The organism is Pedobacter sp. AC163 (assembly GCF_979258665.1).
Window position 1 is genome coordinate 908286 of sequence record NZ_OZ409872.1, and the last position, 21470, is coordinate 929755.

17 protein-coding genes and 1 pseudogene are annotated in these 21470 nt (G+C 40.6%); 5 read left to right on the forward strand and 13 right to left on the reverse strand.

The window, feature by feature from the left end; genetic code table 11:
* Positions 1–5: 5 nt before the first annotated feature.
* The 9 genes and pseudogenes from ltrA to ACZZZK_RS03810 form a co-directional block, all read right to left on the reverse strand.
* On the reverse strand, positions 6–1817 hold the full coding sequence (ltrA, locus tag ACZZZK_RS03770) for a group II intron reverse transcriptase/maturase (protein WP_463482944.1): 1812 nt from the start codon (positions 1815–1817) through the stop codon (positions 6–8).
* Between the two features lie 527 nt (positions 1818–2344).
* Positions 2345–2899: pseudogene (locus tag ACZZZK_RS03775) on the reverse strand (DUF932 domain-containing protein); the annotation flags it as partial.
* On the reverse strand, positions 2889–3083 hold the full coding sequence (locus ACZZZK_RS03780) for a hypothetical protein (protein WP_463482945.1): 195 nt from the start codon (positions 3081–3083) through the stop codon (positions 2889–2891). The pseudogene ACZZZK_RS03775 and the gene ACZZZK_RS03780, both read right to left, overlap by 11 nt.
* Positions 3084–3241: 158 nt before the next feature.
* Positions 3242–3769: a hypothetical protein gene (locus ACZZZK_RS03785; protein ID WP_463482946.1), complete on the reverse strand. Its 528-nt coding sequence runs from the start codon at positions 3767–3769 to the stop codon at positions 3242–3244.
* Positions 3770–4233: 464 nt separating this feature from the next.
* A complete protein-coding gene (locus ACZZZK_RS03790) occupies positions 4234–4689 on the reverse strand; it encodes a JAB domain-containing protein (RefSeq protein WP_463482947.1) in 456 nt (151 codons plus the stop codon).
* A 183-nt stretch (positions 4690–4872) separates the two neighbouring features.
* On the reverse strand, positions 4873–5187 hold the full coding sequence (locus tag ACZZZK_RS03795) for a hypothetical protein (RefSeq protein ID WP_463482948.1): 315 nt from the start codon (positions 5185–5187) through the stop codon (positions 4873–4875).
* Positions 5188–6828: 1641 nt separating this feature from the next.
* Positions 6829–7065, reverse strand: coding sequence for a hypothetical protein (locus ACZZZK_RS03800; RefSeq protein ID WP_463482949.1), 237 nt, complete (start codon positions 7063–7065; stop codon positions 6829–6831).
* Between the two features lie 240 nt (positions 7066–7305).
* The gene (locus ACZZZK_RS03805) at positions 7306–7995 is read right to left on the reverse strand and encodes a hypothetical protein (protein ID WP_463482950.1); all 690 of its coding nucleotides are present in this window, start codon (positions 7993–7995) and stop codon (positions 7306–7308) included.
* 260 nt (positions 7996–8255) lie between these two features.
* Entirely contained in the window at positions 8256–10682 is a 2427-nt protein-coding gene (locus ACZZZK_RS03810; protein ID WP_463482951.1) for an outer membrane beta-barrel protein, read from the reverse strand.
* 613 nt (positions 10683–11295) lie between these two features.
* Between ACZZZK_RS03810 and ACZZZK_RS03815 the strand changes: the two genes are divergently transcribed.
* Positions 11296–11628 carry a hypothetical protein gene (locus tag ACZZZK_RS03815; RefSeq protein WP_463482952.1) on the forward strand — a complete coding sequence of 111 codons (333 nt, stop codon included), beginning with the start codon at positions 11296–11298 and terminating at the stop codon, positions 11626–11628.
* Positions 11629–11869: 241 nt separating this feature from the next.
* Here ACZZZK_RS03815 and ACZZZK_RS03820 read toward each other — a convergent pair whose 3' ends face one another.
* The 3 genes from ACZZZK_RS03820 to ACZZZK_RS03830 all read right to left on the reverse strand — a co-directional run bounded on the left by ACZZZK_RS03820 (position 11870) and on the right by ACZZZK_RS03830 (position 14289).
* On the reverse strand, positions 11870–12379 hold the full coding sequence (locus ACZZZK_RS03820) for an immunoglobulin-like domain-containing protein (RefSeq protein ID WP_463482953.1): 510 nt from the start codon (positions 12377–12379) through the stop codon (positions 11870–11872).
* A 242-nt stretch (positions 12380–12621) separates the two neighbouring features.
* Positions 12622–13812, reverse strand: a complete 1191-nt coding sequence (locus ACZZZK_RS03825; protein WP_463482954.1) for a threonine aldolase family protein — start codon at positions 13810–13812, stop codon at positions 12622–12624.
* A gap of 222 nt (positions 13813–14034) precedes the next feature.
* Positions 14035–14289 (reverse strand): hypothetical protein, encoded by a 255-nt coding sequence (locus ACZZZK_RS03830; RefSeq protein WP_463482955.1) that lies wholly within the window; start codon positions 14287–14289, stop codon positions 14035–14037.
* A gap of 85 nt (positions 14290–14374) precedes the next feature.
* Between ACZZZK_RS03830 and ACZZZK_RS03835 the strand changes: the two genes are divergently transcribed.
* The 4 genes from ACZZZK_RS03835 (at position 14375) to ACZZZK_RS03850 (ending at position 19885) form a co-directional block, all read left to right on the forward strand.
* Positions 14375–15790: a sensor histidine kinase gene (locus tag ACZZZK_RS03835; RefSeq protein WP_463482956.1), complete on the forward strand. Its 1416-nt coding sequence runs from the start codon at positions 14375–14377 to the stop codon at positions 15788–15790.
* The gene (locus ACZZZK_RS03840; RefSeq protein WP_463482957.1) at positions 15787–16476 is read left to right on the forward strand and encodes a response regulator transcription factor; all 690 of its coding nucleotides are present in this window, start codon (positions 15787–15789) and stop codon (positions 16474–16476) included. Before ACZZZK_RS03835 ends, ACZZZK_RS03840 begins: the two co-directional genes overlap by 4 nt.
* Positions 16477–16537: 61 nt before the next feature.
* The gene (locus ACZZZK_RS03845) at positions 16538–17104 is read left to right on the forward strand and encodes a hypothetical protein (RefSeq protein WP_463482958.1); all 567 of its coding nucleotides are present in this window, start codon (positions 16538–16540) and stop codon (positions 17102–17104) included.
* A 336-nt stretch (positions 17105–17440) separates the two neighbouring features.
* Positions 17441–19885 carry an outer membrane beta-barrel protein gene (locus ACZZZK_RS03850; RefSeq protein WP_463482959.1) on the forward strand — a complete coding sequence of 815 codons (2445 nt, stop codon included), beginning with the start codon at positions 17441–17443 and terminating at the stop codon, positions 19883–19885.
* A 157-nt stretch (positions 19886–20042) separates the two neighbouring features.
* Here ACZZZK_RS03850 and ACZZZK_RS03855 read toward each other — a convergent pair whose 3' ends face one another.
* Positions 20043–21437: a S41 family peptidase gene (locus tag ACZZZK_RS03855; protein ID WP_463482960.1), complete on the reverse strand. Its 1395-nt coding sequence runs from the start codon at positions 21435–21437 to the stop codon at positions 20043–20045.
* Between the last annotated feature and the right edge of the window lie 33 nt (positions 21438–21470).

Genomic DNA, 21470 nt, shown 5'->3' on the forward strand with positions numbered 1-21470 from the left:
AGCGGTTAGGGTGAGTTCGAGGGTCGCCCCTCGAACTTCCCCACAGATCTGGACGTGCCCCTTTCAGGGCATCCAGCTCCCAGACTTAACTTATCCGCATAATGTTGTTTGCGGTGACAATGCTTGTGAACTAATTGCATATTTGACAGCTTATTATCCGTCCGAATTTTGTTCTTATGGTGTCTTTCCCATGATTCGTACCAGTGAAGCTTACTTTTACAGATAGGACAATATCCACCCTGTATGCTGTAAAGCCGCTCTGCCATTGATCCCGTTAGTATTGCATTTCTGCAACTCCAATATTCGGTATCACCATCAAAAGGACTTCTTGCCGTTTGAACCTTTCTCCACTTTACATCTGCACTAATGTCAAATATGCCAAATGAGACGTCACCAAGTATGAAACGGTCTACTAATCTACCTCTGCGTTCCACTTTCCCTACATACCGTTTCATAAAGTCATGTCTGCTACTCCGATGTTTATGCACGTCTTCATACGCCTTGTAAAGGACTGTGTCCAGTTCTCGCCTTAGCTTCATAAAGCCATGGGATGCATCCATCGCCCATTTGTAATAATTCAGCCACCCGTTGACCATCATTTTCATATAGTCTGCTTTCTTAGTAAGTTCAATTTTGTTACTGTACTCAAATAGTCGAACCATTTTCGTCCATTCTCTGATTTTCTTTGCGAAAGCATACACCTTGTCGGGGTCGGGGTAAAACGTGACTTTATATTGCTTGCCATGTTTCCCACTTTTCCATTTATCGAATACAAAACCAAGAAATTTGAAGCTGTCACCTTGATGGAATGCTACCTGCCTTGTTTTGGCTTCACTTAGCTTTAAGCCTCGTTTTTCCAGTATTGCTGGTAATACTTCCATCACTCTTTCCAAGTAGTCATTATTTTCGCATACGATTACAAAGTCATCGGCATACTGCATAAATCCTACTGATGGGGCGTGCTCTCTGTACTTCTTTTTAACATTGCTGACAAACCCATAAAATGGTTTCAAATTCTTGTCGGCTGGTTTTCTTGTCAATATCAGGTGATCATAGAGTTCAAAATCGATACCCCATAATCCGATATTACATAATAGTGGGCTAATCACTCCGCCTTGCGGTGTGCCTGCTTCAGTTTCATGTAATATACCATCGTCAATGTAACCGCATTTGAACCACTGATTAATTGCTCGTAGAACGTTATTGCTAGTTCCTCTCAATTTATCCAGTATGTACTGGTGATTGAGATTGTCAAAACATCCTTCTATGTCAGCATCTAGCACCATTACTTCACCTTTACGGTTCTTCAAATTGTGCCATACTGCCATACAAGCATCAATGGTGCATCTTCCAGGTCTGAACCCATAGGTGTTCTCGCTGAATTTTGCTTCCCATTCGGGTTCTAGTGCAATCTTGACCAATGCCTGATAGGCTCTGTCTTCAATTGTTGGAATTCCCAACGGTCTTAACTTACCGTTTGACTTTGGGATGTAGGTTCTTTTCAATGATTTTGCCTTGTAATCTTTGTCAAGGTTCAACCTTTGCGCTAAAGACAATCTTTCCTCATTGCTTCGGATAACTGCCTTGTCTACACCCGCTGTGTTCTTTCCTGTGTTTTCAGAGGTAACTCTTTTTACACTTAGTAATCTGGCATACGGGTCTTTCAGTAAATCCCTCTGTAATCTTCTTACTTCGGTTATGTTACTGGCAAGCGTTGCCCGATACATTTGATTTTGCTTTCGGAAGATACTTTGCTCAACTGTTTTCCAGTCGATGTCTTCCCATCTGTTTACTTTCAGCATTTTAGTTACTTTCATTTGTATCCTTTTGTTAAATCCACAACGAATTTGGCGTATCTGGTCAACCGTAGCCAACCAGCCTTTGCTTGGTCGTTGTTCCTACCCGATATATCACATTCGTTCAAGAGTACTTATTGCTTCCCAGCAAAGTGATATTCGGTTTCCTCGTTCCTTTAACCAATGTTTGCCTAAACTTAGACTCCTCTCTATACCGCCAGTCGTGTACAAGCTTATGGATAACCCTCGAACAGACTGGGCTCCTGTTGACTGGAAGACTGTACCATACGATGTGGGTACAGCGTGCATGCTCACGATACCTTAACGAGGTTATCATATTTAGTTCGTCCCATCTTTCTCATGCGGCATCGCTCCGCTGGATTGACTTTGCTCCGAGCTTCCCACTCCCTGTTCTCTTGGCAGGTTAAGGGTCGGATGGACTTTATTAGATAAGCCGCTAACACCAGCATTCCACTGGATTGATTAAAAGTTAAATCCACCCTTGCAGGTGAGACCCGTACAGCTTATTAGGCTGCACAACGAGTCGCACTATTCTGACACACAATTCTCACGGGAGTGAATGAGGCGGTTATACTGCCAAAGCCATCATGGGAAGTTGTTAAAAAAATGTACTGCTCAATCAAATCATCCCTTCCAACCCTGATATACTCAGGCAATTTGGCTGTAATAAAAATACGCTCACCATTTCCCAATGCGCCTGCTGTTTCATATTTGATACTGTTGTCATTGCCTACTACGCTATCAAAGAAAGAAAAGGCATCTTTATTTTGAACGATTTGGTAATCCCTGCCTACTACCCCAAGCACCTGTTCTGTATCGCTACGTATTGTTGCAAAATAGTTAGGCACCTGAATGGTGGGTTCGATGTCGTTAGCTATTGCTTCATAAAGATCAGCATTGGTATTATCAAGACTGAAAAGGGGTCTTTTTTCCACCTGGTAGTCAAGGCCTGCATATTTGATTGCCTGTGCGCTGGTCGGATATTCTGTGACGACTGTTCCCAGGCTATGCCATGCCTTTTCTTTAACCGAAAAAAAACTGTGTTTTTTGCTAATCGGATTATAATTAATGTTATGCGCCATGGTTTCCGTTTTTTAGGTTTCGGGTTTGTGTAGTTAAAATTTCGGAATGAATAACCTTTACTTTTGGGGTATTGGTGATAAAAAAGCGGGATGTCTTTTCCATTTCCTGCAAAGTTTCGTTGATATGTCCGTGTTCGGTTTTCACCTCGATGCGGACAATAAAAAATATCTCTTCTGTTTTCATATTAATTGAATTGAGTAGTGTAAAAATTGTATTTATAGGTAGAGAGCATTGATCAAAGCACTTTATACAATATTTAGCAATAAAGGCTGCCAAGGTTTAAATTTGATTCTAGGCCAGTAGATTTAGCCCTGCCCAAACGAACAGGACTAAAAATGGCCTTACTTGGGAATGATGATTTCGGCCTCTATTTCAGCTAGCTTATTGGTGCAGAGATCACGCACAAATAGCGCAACTGATTTGATAATCACAGGATTTTTGGTAGAGAATTTATTTCGTTTATCGTCTGTTATTTCTATTTCGCAACCCTGGTAATAATTGGAGGTGATATCTTCTGCTTCTTGTTTTTGTTCAATCTCGAACTTATCCAAATTATCAATGGTATGAACCAGCCTGCCTCTCTGCACCATCCTTCTATGGAGTTCTTCCACGAGTTTTACAGTTCCCTCCAAACTCAAGGCTGGTTGTTCTTCGGTAGTAGTATGAGCGGTTTTTGACTCGTCATTTTTCATTGCATCTGTCTGTCCCATGGTTTTAATGTTTGCTTTTCCATCATTGTTCATCAGTGACTGGTTTTGAGTGTTGCGATTTGACTTCCCTGCAAGTGGCTGATAGATTGGGTTCTTTACATTTTTAAGGTCGATAAATTCCGCGGCTCCATTGGCGGTGTTGTTTACTTGATTTTTCATAACTTTTGTTTTATAATGTTTAATAATACTGGATGATGCGCTCCCCAATAGGGAGCAATAGTTGCGTGTTGCTCCGCTTTGCGGAGCCCAGGGACGGGTGGGTTTTTCAATTTTAAGTCTTTCATACCTTTTATTTATTGTGCTCAACGCCAGTCGGCCGGAGCCTTCTGGCTTTTTGTTAAGCCACCCTCACCTGATTACAATCCATCAGCAAGGCAAGACTTTGCGAAAAAAAATACGCTTTGGAGCGTAGCGATAAAGGAAGATTTTTTTTCAGCAAACCGGAGGCCCGGTCTTGCCGGCAGAGGGATTGTTCAGAAATTTGCTACTCAAAATGCCTACAGGTAAACCATATGAGATAGAAAAAATAAACACAACAGAGGTAGAACAAGGAAGAAAAAAATAAGCAAAAAAAATGGCATCCATCGCCTTTCAGTGATGGATGCCATCTGTGAGGTCACTATTTACATTAGGTTTTCGTCCTTGAAGCTGAAGTAGGAATCCGTGGAGAGGATGATGTGATCCAGCACCTGAATATCCAGGAGTTTTCCGGCCTCTACAAGCCGTTTGGTTAGAATAATATCCGCCTGACTTGGTGAAACCTCTCCTGAAGGATGATTGTGGCTAAGCAAGACAGAGCTTGCGCAGGCCTTAAGGGCTATAGCGAAAATTATCTTGGCATCAGCTATTGTTCCAGACAGGCCACCCTGAGAAAGATTAACAATTCCCATCACGCGGTTTCTGCGATTGAGCAAAAGCACCTTGAATTCTTCAAGCAGTTCAATTCTGTCCTCACTCCAATTTTCAAGCATGATTTTGTAGGCGCTGCTGGCGCAATCTATTTGCGGTCTGTTGGCTACCTTAAAGGCTGGCCTGTAGCTGATTTCGATTTCGGCAAGTTGATAAGCTGTGTTTTCCATAATATTTTGATTTAATTATGGAGCCCGACGGGCCTGTGGGCCGCCAAAGCGAAAGAAGCAACGGAATAAATGGACAGCGAGCGGAAAGGCAACAGGCGGGTTTATGCCGGAATTTCTTGTGCGTGCCGGCCTACAGACCTAAATTTGATCCAAAAGTTAAATAAAAATTTGGGATGTAAAATGTTAGTCTAGGTTTTCAATGCTTTTGATCAGGGAGGTTTTCCACTGTAAGTAACCCAGCCTTCCGCACAGCTCATTGACAAAATATTCAATATCTGCAGGCACATCATTCACCACACGGAAGCGAACTTTATATTTGGGATTATAGCTGAGGTAGACGATGAGATCATCTGTGGAAAATCCCTTTCCCTGAAGAGATTTGAGATGGAGCTGTTCCAGATCCCTGGCGGCACGCTCCAGGCGATCGTTCATTACCCTGGCCAGGTTCTTCTGAGGAATAAAATCAGTCTCGAGAATCGCTAAAACTGTGACGGTCATAGGACAAAAATAATTTTGAAAAGGACATTTACAAATAAATAAAACTAATCTACTGAGGTTCAAGATAATTATTTTATAACGGTTACCTAATCGGGGGAGATTTTGGTGTAATATGTCCTGATAGCAAACGGGACCGAGAAACATGCTTTAACAGGATCCTGGTTGTGTAAAAGCATTATAAAGCTGTTTCTCGATCTTTTGTAAATTGGCATGGGATCATTGGCAAATCCCCGGCGCAAGAGGATTATATGATGTATTTTACTTCAATTCAAAAAATCCTATATTAGCTTTTGAGAGCGTTAATTTAGATGAACGGGAACAGGATTTAGGTTTTGTTCCCGTTTTTTATTTGTACCAACAGCATTGGATGGTTTTTGGCGGTATTAAACTATTATATCCATATCTTTCGAGCCGAAATCTTGATTAAGATAAAACCAGGTTTTTACTATCGCTATTTTTTTTCTTTTTCACCTCAGTTCTGATTTGATGAGCTAAAACCTTTAAGTCCTACATTGATTTAATAAGTCGGGTACCGGCCGAGACATTATCGCTTTCATAATTTTGTATTGCAACAGCTCTATTGGAGCCCGGGTATAAATCGTTCTGCTGAATTCACGGCTTTTTTGTAAACGAATGAACGAGGTCGTCAGTCTTTGTAGTCAAAGTAAGTCCATCGGCAACATCCAATTATCGAAAGTCTACAAAGTAAAAATGTAATGATACCTTAAAGGTAACCGAGTTGCTCCATAATAATTTACGTACATTTACAATTATGTTTCGATGGCTTTACTCTCTGGCAATCCCTGCTGGAATAATTACTATACTTTATTTTTTATCAAAAGCCAACTGGCGATTACTGAGGAGAAAGCTTACTAAAAAAGATTAAACCCTAGGCGTTTTGAGTACTGTTTGATGCTTCAGAACCCTTTTGTTAAAGTTAACTTCTCTCAAGTAACAAACCAATTCCATAAATAAATTTTGGAAGGGCGTCTAACTTATCTTAAAAGCAGTGGGGATTGGCGTTAATCTGGAGTTTCAAGTTTTATTAAAACCCTCTCGTGTTAGGCGACTTAATTGGTAACGAATAACGGAAGTTGACATATGCGCAAAACCATATTAACCGTGAAACTCGAGAGCAATTGCCAGAAGCCCTTACATTTTCTAACTTCTCCATTTATTACCCGGCGAAAAAGCATTGTTCGCTCTACAGATACACTGTTCAAGGATGTCGATGGTCGAATCGATAGACATAATTGATCGCAATGTTTGGGAATATACAGTGTCTTGCGATCCGGAAATGAGTTGATAACTTATCTGAATATCATCAAAAGCAGCCTTTAATAAACTAACATTATTTTTCCCGATAGGATTGGCAGAACAGGACATGATGGTAAAGCATACTTCAAACAATAAAACCAATGTTGCACATTGATCACGTCTTTTGGACAAATTCGTTGACAATGATTTTCGGAGATTTTTTAATTTAGCTATTTCATCGACAAAATTTAAGGAAAGATCAGAGTTTTGCACTTGTCAGCGTCTAATAACAATTTATAACTTGAGCTCGGAAGCGGCTTGCAAAAGAAAATTCAAAGTTTAAGCAAGGATACCTCCAAAGCAAGGTAATAACATTCATTGATATTAAGATTTTAAATTCCTTATGAATGAATCTGCTTTTCTATCCATTTCAATGGCAGATGCTTTGATTGCATCTACTGATAGAAAAATAAAGAAAATACCCAACAAAAGCAGTTCATTATCAATCGCACGACATTGAATGCAACCATGATAAAAAGTAAATATGCTCAAAAGAAGAAAGAAAATACCAGCTATTGCAAATATCTTCCCCAAAGGAGTTGTCAGTGTTATTTCATTCATGAGTGAGCGTTTTAATCCAAAAATAAGAGATAAAATGTTTATTAAAAAGGGTGAAAATACCTTTTCTAGGTATCGTATTATTGCTGCCCCTAGCATTCCCTGAAGAAATGAAACGAGACGTGCCAGGCTGTTGACTCAAAATATTAATAATATGAATAGCTAACAAGGTTTTGCCCTCAAAACAAATTTAAGCTTCTGGGGCATCATTTACCGGTCTGTATACCGGTCTAGTTTCAAACTTCAATTGATCGAAAGCGTGACTACCTGGTTGGTATCCATTCTGATACTGATCTGATATTCACTCTTGAGTGTTCCTTGGCTAACGCTGAACCAAGCTACAAAAACCGGGATACCGGCCGCTGTAGCTGCCACTGTCTTTTCTACAAAATTAAACCCTAATAAATCAACAGAGGCGATTTCACCATTATTTTTACACATCGCCTCATAGACTGCAAACAGTTGATCAACCTTTGGAAGGATTTCCCGAGGCCAGATCAACGCCTTTATACCTTCATAGTCCCTTTTTTTCAAAAGCTTGAATAAATGATCATCCAGTTCAAGAAGCGCTGAAATGGTCGCAAGGTCAGCGGTCCTATATTGCATCACATCCGATCTTGACGAAGGCGTTTCTATTTCGACACTTAAGCGTCGAATTTCCTTTTTCTCTTTTTCGCGCAGCTCTTTATATAAAAGGAGCGCCGCAGTTGAACCGATAAATCTTATATCCCGCATGTCTGTCAGTTCCCTACTGAAATGGACTTTCTGCTGTATCTCGTCGGTACCTGTAGTTTGTATTATTGAAACCGATTCGGATCCATATTTTTCTTTGAGGACATTGGTCAAAAGGTCTATGCGTTTTTTATCGTTGTCTATGCTACAGCCACTGATGATTGTTATCGATAGTATTAGGACTGGGATTAATCGTTTCATTTAAAAGGACTTAAAGTATGTATTTCGTTATCTGATTTTATTAGTTGTGTAAGATGGAAATTCTAACTCGTTTTCTAGTGCGGGCCACGTGAGTTTAACCTGGCATCGGTGTTGCCTAAGTGCGGCGATATTAATAGAACGCAGCATCAACCTAAGGGATGCTTTGATATTTAAACGAGGTGTCCCCGAGCAATATTTGGAGATGGGAAGTATTTTAGATAAGCCTACATACCGAATTCCATATCAATCTCAGGTCCGTGCTATTGCTTGATGCGGTCGAGTTCTTCCTGGTTTCCACGGTTCTTCTTTGTGACATTGGCGGCCCCGCCAAACCGGTAGGATAGCGATAGGTTGAACCTCCGGTTCTCGTTCCGGTTGTAGTAGGTCCCATATAGTCCTTGGAAGGAATTGGTCCCCTTGTTTATAAAGGTATAGAAAATGTCGGTCACCCCGGTTTTAAGGTTTGCCCTCTTGCCGGCAAAGGTATATTTAAGGGCTGCATCCACACGGTATTTTTCGTCGATCGTCCGGGCCAGCAGAGCCTGCTTGGAATGGTAAAGGGCGATCAGTTCAAGGTTAATGGCCTTGTCAATGCTAAAGATGCTCAATACCTGAAAAGTATAGTAGAGCTGCTTGACATCAATACTCACTCCCAGGTACGGCGTCCGGTAACGGTCATAGGAGATGTCACCGTTGCCAGTCACCGTCCACCAGTCAAAGAGATCCCCGGAATAGCTGGCTGACAGGTTCCAGGTATCATAGTCATCGAAGTTGTCGACCGTCTCCTTAGTGGCCCCGTTACTCCCGGCCAGCGAGGTAAAATAGTTGTAGTAATCGCTGGTACGGCTAAAGCCAAGTGTAAGGTCTAGGCTTTTGTGGTATCCATAGTTCAGCTCCAAAGCCTGAATGGTTTCCGGCTTGAGCAGCGGATTACCCTGCGAATATAAATAAGGGGAATAGTATTCTACGAAAGGGTTCAGGTCCTCAAAGTCCGGCCGACCGATACGCATGCTGTAGGAAAGGCCGATCGAGTTCTCCCCCATTGCATGCTGGATGGAAAGGCTTGGAAACAGATTAAGGTAATTTCTTCCAGTAGTCTGCCCAGTAGTAAGCGAGCTGCCAGAGTAATGAGTCTGTTCGGCCCTTACGCCCACCTGGAAATCCGTTACTTTTCCGAGCTTCGCACCATAGTTGAGGTAGGCGGCACTGATTACTTCATTATAGGCAAATGCATTGCTTTTAGACCCGTCCAGTACGGGAGCAACAGATAGGCCCGAGCGGAAGAGTAGCGAAGCATAGGAACGCGTAATGGCTGCCTTTAGGCCTGCCTCCAGTTTTCCGACCTCCCCCAACGGAAGACTATAATCTGCCTTGACCACAGTCAGGTCGATATTTTCGTTTGCATCATTCTCTATGTATTCGCCCTTGCGTGAGGCCGTGCCGTTGGCATTCATATAGCGGTTGTCAAAGGATGACATGGCGATCGAGCGGTAACGGGTAAAGCCGGCATCAAGGAGCAGGAGCTGCCCTCCTGCCGATAGCACATTCCTTGAATTCAGGCTAAGTCCGCTTGTAAGCAGTTGCCCTCCCCCATTTTTTGTGCTGACTAGCGCAGAATCCAGCGCGGAGGCTGCCCGGCTTCCAAAAAAAATATCTTGTACAGAGGAGTTAATGCGCATGGTGTGGTCACGGACCGCCAGGATTCCCACCGTATTCCGCTCATCAATCTTATAGTCGGCCCCAAGGCTGGCGTTGTGTACATTGGAAACGCTGCGCAGGAACTGATCCTGATGGTATGTCAGCGGTGGCATCCGGTCGGAAATAACTTTATCGCTCACGTATTGGCTGGTGGATCTGGTGTGCTTATAATTGTAGGTACCGAAAAGATTCAGCTTTCCAAAATTGTAGTTCATCACCGTCCCCGCCCCCGGACGAATGTACCTACCCACAACCGCATTGGAGGTCATAGTGCCGTTGAAGCCCAGGCTTGACCCTTTTTTTGTCCTGATGTTTATGATCCCGCCCTTGCCAGCCGCATCGTAGCGAGCGGATGGGCTTGAAATCAGCTCTATCCTATCAATCGAGCTGGCGGGCATGTTTTGCAGCATAGTGTTCAGTTGTAATCCCGATAGCTTCACCATCTTCCCGTCGATCATCACCACTACTCCTTGCCTGCCCTTAAGGGAGATCTGCTTATCGTCCATTGTAACACCCGGGGCAATGGAAAGAATATCGCTGGCAGTGCCCCCGGTTGCAAGGGCGCTACTCTCGACATTTACCACGGTCATGTCGGACTTCTTTTCGAACAGCGGCTTTTTGGATATAATAGTTACCTGCTCGAGCTGGTTCGCCTGGGAACCGAGCAGTATGGCCGGAACGATAAGCGATACGCTCTCTGCCAGCGTCAGGGAATCTGATCTTCCGCTAAGGTAACCTAGGTGGGTGGCAGTGACAACATATCGTCCTGCGGGCAGCGCGGTGAAAACATAATTTCCGGCCCCATCGGACAAAGTCTTTCTGGGTACGGTATCGCGGGCGCTTGAAATAGCAATATTGACATAGGGCAGCCCATTGCCGTCGTTATCGGTGATCCTACCAGAAATCCGGCTGTCCAACTGGCGGGCCTGGGCTGCTATGGAGATCACTAAAAATGCGAAAAATAAGATTGGTCTAAAGTGTTGAGTCATATCACTGAATTTCTTAATTCGACACAAAGATGCCGCCCCCAAAGAGCAATTACAGCTAATGAAGAGTTAATGAAAAGTTAACGTATGATAATCCTCGCGATCCACATATCGATTGTTAAGGCCAACACAGGAAAATCGTCGAATGCAGCTGCTGCTAGCAGCCCCTTTCGCCACCCTGATGGCGTTGATCGTCCTTTCATGAGATACATAGGTATTGATTTAAGAGAAATTTGATGGCAAATATCAGGGGGCCATTGCACCATTACCAAAAATGGATGTCTGGGAGGATCTGATAAAAGCCAACTGACCAGTAAAGGCTTTTATAATTGGTTATAATCGGGTTATCAAATTGGAAAAGTTTAGGAAAAAAACATCTGAGCAGTTTGATATTATTGATTTTGATATTTTTAGGTTGTCGATTAAGTCGTTTCTGTTTCACTACTTATACCATTAATGTTAAGAATCGTATATTCGTTCAAGCAAATACAATATGATGAGCCTTCGCATTTTCCATATATTACCGATTTTAGCATTATTTTCCTGTACTAATCCAACCGATAAAAAAGTAAATAATAGTAGCAAAGCATTGCCATCAAAAAACATTTTTAAGTCAATGAATACTGCAAGTGATACGACTTATATTGATGCAAAAGGAAATTCGCATAATTTCTTAGCAGGGATTCCTGATAGCCTGCGAACAAAAGAACAGTCCCGGCTAGTAAAGTTGATCAATGCGAATACTTATAAATATATTTCTGTGAAAAATAATCATATGGTTTATGAAATCACAAGAGAACAGTTCGTAGCAAAAGGAATTCCTGATAGGTATTACGATCTTATACAAGAAAGCATAACCGACAACAATCACTTTTTCGACGCCAACGGAATAAAAAACGTCGACTCCATGGTAAGGGAAACTAAAAAAGAATTAGGCCTATCAAAATAGGAACAGCATCAAAATCCATAAATCATGTATCATCACAATGATATCAAATTGGTGGTACTGATCTAATTGCTAATTAGAAAGGTAAATCATTACGCCTCGCAAACAATGATTCAAGCGGGAAACGGAATCATAAAAATAAAATTTATCTAAAAACTTCTGTTACCAATATAAAAGGGGAATTTCCGAACGGTTATTCTGATCAGCATCTTGCATAAATCATGCACCAGGCAGACCCAGCGTATTATCTCATTTGAAACTCAGCCGTTATGTCTAATTTACGTTTGCTAGGAATAAGAGTGATGTGTTTACGAATCCTGTATCTACCAGTTTTATATCGGAATTGTTTGGGTTTTAAGTTGATTGTCATTTCTTTCATCTCTCCAGAAGACACGCGGTAGCTGATGTCTTCAAATAAAATGAGATTACTGATAGGGAGCTCTTCCCACTTTTTTCCCTTGTATAATTCTATTGAGAATCGCTGATCCATTGTCAACGCTTCTGAGGTGTTGTTTTTCAATATCACTTTTATCTTCTCATCCATTGCCAGATCAATAAATGCTGGCATAGCCATATCAATTTTATTTCTGGATGAATCCCTAAAATCTCTCAATAAGGTGTCTTTTATTACGGATTCCTTGTGCGTACACCAGACCTTATCGGCCTGCGCGTTTTGGCTGGTATTATCACATGAACAACAGCTTATCACTACTGCCAGCATGCTCAGCGCTTTAAAAAAAAACGATTGTTTCATTTGTGAATTTTTAAGAGTAATACGATACTTTTTAATGGAAAAGGAAGGTAACGTTCTATATACACAGTTGAATGAAAATACCTTTATCATCTGGCCCAGGATCTTTTAACTGTTTGGGAATATGAGAAAAGTCATCCTTACGCCTCATATTTTATTTTTTGGACAACTAAATCCAGAATGTTACGTAACTAAAGGTAATTTTTGCTTATGAAAGCTTAAAGAACTCTAACTCACGTACGGTTCTAAAGCTTAGCAAATCCAAGTGCTTCTTTGAAAGCCGCGACAATCTCACTATTGTCTTTTCGCAACAATGTCGAATTAACTTTGATTTTCACAAATCCATCTTCTCGGGGCAATCCTAAGACAATATTATGTTCGGACCGCAGTCTTTTATTAAGTTTTACCGGATCGATAGTAGTACTTACAGAGAGATTAAACTGGTTTGTACCATTAGCAACAGGCATTATTTTAAGGCCTTCAAGAGGCTCCATGAGCAGGAAAAGCTCGGCTGACTTTACTTTTATTTTTGCCATTTCTGCATCGACGTGCGTTAAGTGATGCAAAGCCATCGCCGCGTTTGGCCAATTGGTGAATATACCTCCACCATGGATTTTAATCAGGTGGTGCATATTCTCGATTAATGCTTTATCTCCACACAATACTGCACCACCGGTTGCTCCCAAGTACTTGTATAAACACATATATACGGTATCGAAATATGAAGAATATTCCTTTACTGTGGTTCCTGTAAATGCTGCTGCTACGTGCAACCGTGCTCCGTCCAGGTGCAACCTGTAGCCCTTGTCTTTACAATAGGCGGAAATCTTTTTGATCTCTTCTAGCGGAAATGCTTTGTTATCACATCTTCTGACCGGAGTCTCAATTGATATGGCACCGACCGGACCGGCAAACGCTTCCTGCTCAGCATGGTAGTTGATAGATTTCTCGAGTTCTTCCAGGGTGAAGTGTGCCTTTCCCTCAGCTAAGGGGATCAATCTTTTGTTAAACTGGGTTTGTGAAGCGTCCCCTTCATCCCTGTACACATGACTGGTCTCCTGTACAAATGCTTTAGTACCAGTCCCACACAAATAACTGATCGCAAGCTGATTTGCCAAAGTTCCCGTTGGCAGATAAACAGCTGCATCCTTTCCGGTAATTTCCACGAACTTCTTTAGGAGCGTTTCCATTGCACCACCTTCTCCATAGTTGTCTCTTTCTATGGGATTGGTCGTATTGATCTGCTGAAGCTTACTGATAAAATCTTCTGGCTTATAAAAAATTCCGTCATTGATGAAATAGACTGCTTCACTATCTTTCGATGGCAATGGTGACTGTTGAGCCAATGCAACAAATGGCGCAGATGCACCTGCAATAAGTGGCAAAGCTGTTAGACTGGATAATTTTAAGAAATCGCGACGTTTATAAAATGACATAAGATATTTTTTAAGTGGTAATCAAGCCATTTGGATGTACTGCTAATTTACTGGATGTAGAATACTTAACGTAGTAGTAGTAGTAGGTTTAGGTCTCATTTTTCCAGATCATGACCTGTCTAACCCCCGGGAAGAAATCTGCTGTAATCATGACGCGTATGGCTAATCAGCGTCTAATTTCACAATCATCAGGTGGAGAGGCTTGAGGGTTACATGTTTTTTTTAAACATTGGTGATTTTCTTAACGCCATCATCATAGACAATCGCTTGCGCGCCGAGTGTCCTGGAAATAAGATCATCAAATAACATATTTTCAGAAAAAGCAGCATTCGAGTTGAGACCATTGGATGGAAAACAGCTAATAATTTTTTCGGCAAAACCTTCAGCCAATAAGGCGCTATTAAAGGTGAAACACATTAACGGAATTACTTGACTACTTACACCTAAAAAAAGGAGAACCAATAAAAAATGCTGCATGATTAATATTTATGTAAGTACAAAGGTTGATAATTGATGGAGCAAACCTTGTTAATAGAGAGTTAACGATCGGTTAATGGCGGGAATGAAACGCATCAGTGAAGCCAAGATGATTACCTTTACATCAATGTTCACAAGTCCACGCATTAACCTTTTAATTCTTGCCAGCATAATAACCTTGATGATACTGCTGTGTATCCAGGTTTATCTGGTAACCAACACTTACAAGCTTTACAAGAACAGTTTCAACAAAGAATCTAGAGAACAGGTAAATGGAATTACTCAGCTGCCAGAAATGGAGCAATTGGAGGACGTGATGCAGGAAAATCTTCAGTCCGAAATAAAGAGGTATATCACTCAGAATTTAGCTAAAAACGAAATTTTCAAAAGGCTGAAATGTGCGAATGCAAAGACGGGCAAGCGGTACAGCCAGCGGCTGAGTGAGCTCCTTGTCGGGAAATTGGCAACTGACGGTATGAGCTATAGCGCAAGGTATGAGGAGATAATTATCGTATGGAAAGGAAAAATTGATACGCTGCTTAAGTTAAAAGATAAGCCATTTGTGGTAATTGGAGGAGATGAACTTGACAAGAACGTGTTGCTTTCTAACCGCAATGCCTGGCATGCTAGTATAAGCATAGCTGATGAAAAGCACCCAATTGAAGAAGAAGAACTGATTATTTCCATCCGTCAAGCGAACTATTTTGTGCCAACGGATGCCAGCAATCGTCTATATCAAAAAATGACAGGAATATTTGTTCTTGCCACCCTGCTTATTACCGCGGTGGTGGGTTTGTTTTACGTTATTTTTCATACCATGATAACGCAAAAAAATCTTGCTGCAATGAAAACCGACTTTGCAAACAACATTACCCACGAACTTAAAACACCACTGAGTTCTGTAAGCGTAATTTTGAAAAGTATAAGAAAGATAGATATGCGAAGACAGGCCAAAGTTATGGAAGAACTCGTTGATTCCATGGACAGGCAATATGGCAAAATCCAAAGAATAATTGATAATGTATTGGAAAGCACCGTAAGCGATGTTGGGCATCCGCGCAGGGAGATTGAAATCACACGCTTTCTGCATGCGTTTGCTGAGGACCTATGGCTTGATGAGCACAACTTGATCGTTGAAATAGATCCTCGGCACCAACTGGTTACCACTGACGAATCCTGCCTATTGAGAATCTTAAACATATTGATCGATAATGCGGTAAAATATAGCCCTGCTGGCTCACCAGTAACTTTAAAGGCCTTCTCGACACAGAAGATATATCATATTCAGGTAATTGACCATGGACCCGGTATAGATCCAACCTACCGAAAACAGGTGTTTGATAAGTTTTTTCGCGCACCTGGTCATGACCACTTTGGGGTGAAAGGACTAGGACTTGGTTTGTATATCGCCAAAGAGACGGCCATAAAAATCAATGGATCATTGCTCACCAGGAACGTCCCACCGAAGGGAGCAGAATTTAGTTTAGAACTACCCATATGAGCATAAGCATATTAATAGTTGAAGATGATAAGGACTTAGGTCATTTACTTAGCCAATATCTTAGGATCAGTGGTTTTGTTGCTTTGCAGGTCTACAATGGTTTGGAAGCCATGGCTGAATTGAAAAAAAAGGATTATGACATAGCAGTAATTGATGTGATTATGCCCAAGGAAGATGGATTTGCGCTTGCAGAGAAGCTTGTACATGCTCATCCCAATCTTCCATTTTTGTTCGTGACAGCCCGCAGTCAAAGGGAGGATGTGCTGAAGGGATTAAAGCTCGGCGCTGACGATTACATTATTAAACCGTTCGATGCAGATGAACTGATCCAACGCATTCAGAACATACTGAAGCGGACAGGGTTTGTGCAGGATTCCACTTCACGACCGGATGTAATTTCTATTGGACTATACTCACTAGATGCTCATAACTTAATACTTAGCATCGAAAACCATAAGCAACTGCTAACAGAAAAAGAGGCTGCACTATTATATTATCTCTACCTGAACCGAAACAAAGTAATCAGGCGAAAAAGCATACTGAATGAGTTGTGGAAGCAGGACGATTTTTTTAGTGGCAGAAGTATGGATGTTTTCATTACCCGACTACGCAAGCATCTTGCCGATGACCAGAGCATCACTATTGAAAGTATCCGTGGGATTGGCTTTCGATTCTCCTGCTCCTAAGAATACCTCAGCTATCTAAACTATGATCAATATAACAAGACAACTAATATAACCAAGCACTATGAAAATCAACAAAAACTTATTAATTCTAACCGTTACCCTTTTATTTGGTTCATGTCAAATAATTAAGAATGATAATACCAATCAGAAAGAAGATTCATTTCTACCAATGGCGGTAGGAAATCTTTGGAAGATCAACGAGCAGAATTATACTAAAATCGAAGATACCACACTCATTAATGGTCAGCGTTACTATAAATTTCATTCTTTGATTGGGGGAGACGCTGTTGACATCAAGTATTTGATGATAAATAAAAATAATCAACTCATAGAGGGCTTTCCCGATCAACCACAAAAAATTTATACCCATGCAAAATTCAATGCTTCCCTCGGTGAAGAATTTTATACTTTGAACGACCGATCGGAAAATGACTACCTGGTGAAGGTTATTAAAAAAACCAAAGATCAAATGACTTTTGAGTTCGAAATGGTTTTTCATAAAAACTTAAAAGGGAGCAAACACTCTGTAACTTATATCAGGGGAATAGGCTATGAAGATAATTGGGCACAAATAATAATCAACCACAGAACTGTTAGTGGAAACGAGTCCGGACGTTTAACCAACTGATACTATTACGGTAGATGCATCAGCTATTCATTCCTTCCATTGAACGGTATTTACCAGTTGACGGCTGATCTGTTATAACGGTCGACTACCGAGGTAAGGCTTGAGTGGCTGATGATCTATTTTAAATTCAAAATACATTCGCGAACAACCTGCTGTATTCAAAGTTCAAGAACTAAATACCGTAGCGATGTTAATTTTCAAAAAGGGATACTTGCAGTGAAGATAGACAAGAGCTGAATCATAAAAACAAGGAAACAAAGAGGATATTGCGACAAATGGTTATTTAGCGAAACAAATTGATTCTGCAGGTTATACTTTTTAAAATTCAAGACTCAAATGATTAAATTAAGACAAGGGAATGCATACTACCTTATTTTTATTCTTAGCTTTTTTTTAAACAAGTCCTTTGCACAAAACACACAGGAAATTATCTTAAAGGGAACAACCAAGGGTGAGGACAATGAGTTGTTGGAAGGTGCAAGCATATTTTTGAAAAATGGAAATGGAGGTCAGATCATAAAATCTACTTTAAGTGGAAAGAATGGAGCCTTTTCTTTTACTATCAGGGGCGGGGTCTATGTAATCCTTGTTACTTACCTCAACGAGATTTCTTACCAGAGCGATCTATTGAAAGTATCAGTTAATACAGATCTAGGAGTGGTTAAAGTAAAAACCAGCCAAAATCAGTTAAAAGACGTGGTGGTTGCAGGTTTCGGCAATAAACCTATTGTTAAAGTTGAAGGCAGGAAAATGATTTACAACCTTGAAAAAAGTATAACTGTTCAGGGCTCAAATGCGCTGGAAGCTTTAAGAAAGACGCCGGGAATAATCGTAAATCAGGATAACACCATTACATTAAATGGGGCAAGTGGTGCCCAAGTTACGATCAATGGCAGACTAACTTATTTACAAACGGATGAACTGGCGCAATTGTTAAAATCAATGTCTGCATCTGATCTAAAGTCAATAGAAGTTCTCAAAAACCCATCAGCCGACTACGATGCCTCAGGAACCGGTGGCATCATCAACCTTGTAACGCAAAAATCAATTACTGAAGGATTCAATACTAATGTTAATCTTGGTTTGGCATATGGGAGTTCCTTAAAACAAAACACCAATATGAACCTTAACTTTCGAAAAGGAAAGGTTAATGCCTTCGGAAGTTACAATCATAATTTTGGGCATTATGAGATGGATTACGATAACGACAGAACAACGAATGGGAATGTCTACCTCAATGCTAATCATGATGTAGATAAAAAGCATAATATTGGATCTGCGCTGGGTCTGGATTATGCAATAGATACCACACAAATCCTGGGCATAGTGATGAATGCTAATTTTTCAGGCGGTGGTGGTTTGATCAAGCCGATAACACATATTTTTGATGAATCATCAGGAATGCTCCTTCAGATACTGAAAAGTGAGAGCAGTTATCCAGAACAAATGGCCAGCCGGTATAATGCAAACATAAATTATAGATATAAGGGAAGGAACCGGAAGAGCATGGATATAGATGCCGATTACGGTTTTTTCGACGCAGCGACGACAAACAAAAGTTTAAATGATAATTTCTCCCCGGATGGCACGTTTTTGTCTTCCAACAACTTCTTCGTTGAAAATAGTCGAAAGATCAGATTATATTCGATTAAGGCTGACTATAGGTTTCCATTGGGTAAGGGAACCGTTTCTGCCGGTGCAAAATTCTCAGATGTAAATGCGAGAAATATATTTAACCAGTTTACTGAAAATGGAAGCGTTAACGTTATTGATACAGAGTTATCCAATGCTTTTACCTATAAGGAACAAATCAGCGCCGGCTACTTAAAATATGAAGTCCCTATTAATCATAAGTTTAGTTTTGATCTTGGACTAAGACTCGAAGATACCCATTCCAATGGACATTTGCAGCCGGTAGAAAATGGAAAACAATTGCCAATATCAGTGGTCAGGAACTACCTCGATGCTTTTTCAACCGTTGCGATAACATACAAAACCAAACAAGCGGGCACCTACAATTTGAGTTTCGCGGGCAGGATAGATCGTCCTGCATATAATAACCTAAACCCATTTTCCTATCCTGTGGATGAGCTATCTTATTGGAAAGGAAATCCATTTCTCAAGCCCCAATATGGGAACACTTTTGCGCTCCAGTATAATTATAACAGAACCTCCCTATCTACCAGCTTCACGCACACAAGTGATATCAGTACCACCGTTACAGAAGTTTCAGGCCAAAACATTATATATATGGTGCCCAGAAATATCGGCAATCAGACTGTATTGAACCTGACCGTTACTCAACAACTTTCTTTGGCGAAATGGTGGAATATTACCGTCACTGGAATGGGATATCACCTAAAAAACGAAGTTGGAACGCTCACTTATGGAAACTATAGCCGCAGCCGTTTTGCAGGCACCATGAATGTTCAACAAACATTTAATTTTCCAGGCAAAATAACTGCCGAGGCAGTCGGTGTGATTAATTCTAAAAATATTAATGGCTTAAATACTTTCATTAAAGGCAATTCGCAGATCGACCTCGGCCTTCAAAAAACATTAATAAATGATAAAGCGACATTTAGGATAGCATTTTCCGATATATTGGGAACAAACAGGATCGTTACAGATACCCATCTTAATAATCTCATACTTCATACCACCTATCAGGGAGAGACCAGGCAAGTGAGAATCAATTTCTCCTATCGGTTTGGAAACAATAAAATAAGAGCAAAAGAGGGCCGGGAATCGGGCTTGGAAAAAGAATCGCAGAGACTATAGTGTTAGCAAAAAACTTCAGAAACGCTACTTTCACTTCGGAAGTTATGATTCGAAAACCTGGAATTTAACGCTAGTCGAAAAGGAATGCTCTTCGGCTAGCGCTTTGTGAATTAACCTGGTTTGATCTGATTATTTACTAACAGAGGGAAGGGAAATATTACTTCTCCAGATTTAACACTTTGTCCAACGACTTATCGAAAAAAGTACCATCCCGGTAAAAGCTGTCGTAAAATTTCGAACGGTCTCTGGAATAATCCATATTAAATTTCACTGGTATGCCTACACCTTCGTAACATTTCCCTTTAGTGTCGGTATAAATTTCATTTGACAAACTGAATGCCCATCCGTTTGGTAATTCTTTCCATAAAATCTCTGAAAAGATTCCAGCGGTGTTGGATCCTATTCTGGTAATATTGCGGTAAGAGAGTGTACCTAGAGCGAAAATCTCTGCCGCGCTGGCAGTATTTGGTCCTAATAGCAGATAAACTTTTTTGCGGTATGATTTCTTATCGTGAACCAATTTATAGGGTTGGTCGGCAGTAAAACCATTAGCCGTTTTTGCTTTAACGGAAAGGATTATTTTCGTATCAGAAACAAAATAACTTAAAAGCTTTAGTGCTACCGTTTCATATCCCCCTCCGTTAAACCTAAGATCGATGACCACTGCCCGGGACTGCTGGAGGTCGGATTGAACAATTTTCATCACGTTTTCTACTCCTTTAATTTCATCATCAAACTGCTCCAAGGGTGACCTCGATTCGCGTATCTGATCATAGCGCTTCTTAAAATCTTTAGTATCTGTATCTGCATTGCTAACGTAATTTGAAAAATTGTTCATATCAGTCAACGCTATATAGCCAATTTTGCTATCTTTCAAAAAACCCCATCTCAACACCCCGTTATTGTAAGATTTGTTTTTCTCGATATAAGCCCTTTGTAAATCGATCATCAGGTCTTTCTTGTTTTTTGCAAGCTTTGGTTTAGTTTTGGGAATATCGGAACTTAAAGAATCCGGGATTTCCAATCTGATATGTCCATCATCAATTTTCTTTATTATTCTATTAAGCAAACTCCCTAATTCTCTTTCTGATTTAAGTGTCTTGACTACTGGAAAATATTCATTGTAAATATCCTGCCAGTGGATGTTACGCTCGTTAAAAAAAGCATAATTATCATTAAATGTATTCCAGAAAACATTGAAACTGTCTTCTAGGGAGTTAGTCTTAGGTGAGCTACCGGCGCATAATGGCGGCAATGAGTCGACTCGCTTAAATCTATAGTTGACGATTCCGCCAGGATTCAGTACCAGTACATTTTCCTTTAGTGAAACTACACTGAACCGTCCCCCAAAATTTCCATCGACAAAGGAGTTACAGCTTAAGTTATTGATATTATAATAACTGTATGTGGAATCTCCGATGTGCAATGCACGACCGTAACCTTCCTGAGTCCAGTTTGTATTTTTCAGCGAGGAATTACCTGCTTGCTGCGGGCAGGCATTTTTGCAAAGGAACATGATTGCAGCGAAATATAAAATTTTAGTATAAAGCATAAATTATAATTGTAAAATGTTTAGTCAAGTGTG

What these genes read in the sequence shown, in the direction of transcription:
- ACZZZK_RS03830 (WP_463482955.1), bottom strand. Translation starts at nt 14,289, where the DNA reads ATGCAGCATTTTTTATTGGTTCTCCTTTTTTTAGGTGTAAGTAGTCAA.
- ACZZZK_RS03835 (WP_463482956.1), top strand. Translation starts at nt 14,375, where the DNA reads ATGAAACGCATCAGTGAAGCCAAGATGATTACCTTTACATCAATGTTC.
- ACZZZK_RS03855 (WP_463482960.1), bottom strand. Translation starts at nt 21,437, where the DNA reads ATGCTTTATACTAAAATTTTATATTTCGCTGCAATCATGTTCCTTTGC.
- ACZZZK_RS03795 (WP_463482948.1), bottom strand. Translation starts at nt 5,187, where the DNA reads ATGACCGTCACAGTTTTAGCGATTCTCGAGACTGATTTTATTCCTCAG.
- ACZZZK_RS03780 (WP_463482945.1), bottom strand. Translation starts at nt 3,083, where the DNA reads ATGAAAACAGAAGAGATATTTTTTATTGTCCGCATCGAGGTGAAAACC.
- ACZZZK_RS03810 (WP_463482951.1), bottom strand. Translation starts at nt 10,682, where the DNA reads ATGACTCAACACTTTAGACCAATCTTATTTTTCGCATTTTTAGTGATC.
- ACZZZK_RS03820 (WP_463482953.1), bottom strand. Translation starts at nt 12,379, where the DNA reads ATGAAACAATCGTTTTTTTTTAAAGCGCTGAGCATGCTGGCAGTAGTG.
- ACZZZK_RS03800 (WP_463482949.1), bottom strand. Translation starts at nt 7,065, where the DNA reads ATGAATGAAATAACACTGACAACTCCTTTGGGGAAGATATTTGCAATA.
- ACZZZK_RS03850 (WP_463482959.1), top strand. Translation starts at nt 17,441, where the DNA reads ATGATTAAATTAAGACAAGGGAATGCATACTACCTTATTTTTATTCTT.
- ACZZZK_RS03785 (WP_463482946.1), bottom strand. Translation starts at nt 3,769, where the DNA reads ATGAAAAATCAAGTAAACAACACCGCCAATGGAGCCGCGGAATTTATC.
- ACZZZK_RS03805 (WP_463482950.1), bottom strand. Translation starts at nt 7,995, where the DNA reads ATGAAACGATTAATCCCAGTCCTAATACTATCGATAACAATCATCAGT.
- ACZZZK_RS03825 (WP_463482954.1), bottom strand. Translation starts at nt 13,812, where the DNA reads ATGTCATTTTATAAACGTCGCGATTTCTTAAAATTATCCAGTCTAACA.
- ACZZZK_RS03790 (WP_463482947.1), bottom strand. Translation starts at nt 4,689, where the DNA reads ATGGAAAACACAGCTTATCAACTTGCCGAAATCGAAATCAGCTACAGG.
- ltrA (WP_463482944.1), bottom strand. Translation starts at nt 1,817, where the DNA reads ATGAAAGTAACTAAAATGCTGAAAGTAAACAGATGGGAAGACATCGAC.
- ACZZZK_RS03815 (WP_463482952.1), top strand. Translation starts at nt 11,296, where the DNA reads ATGAATACTGCAAGTGATACGACTTATATTGATGCAAAAGGAAATTCG.
- ACZZZK_RS03840 (WP_463482957.1), top strand. Translation starts at nt 15,787, where the DNA reads ATGAGCATAAGCATATTAATAGTTGAAGATGATAAGGACTTAGGTCAT.
- ACZZZK_RS03845 (WP_463482958.1), top strand. Translation starts at nt 16,538, where the DNA reads ATGAAAATCAACAAAAACTTATTAATTCTAACCGTTACCCTTTTATTT.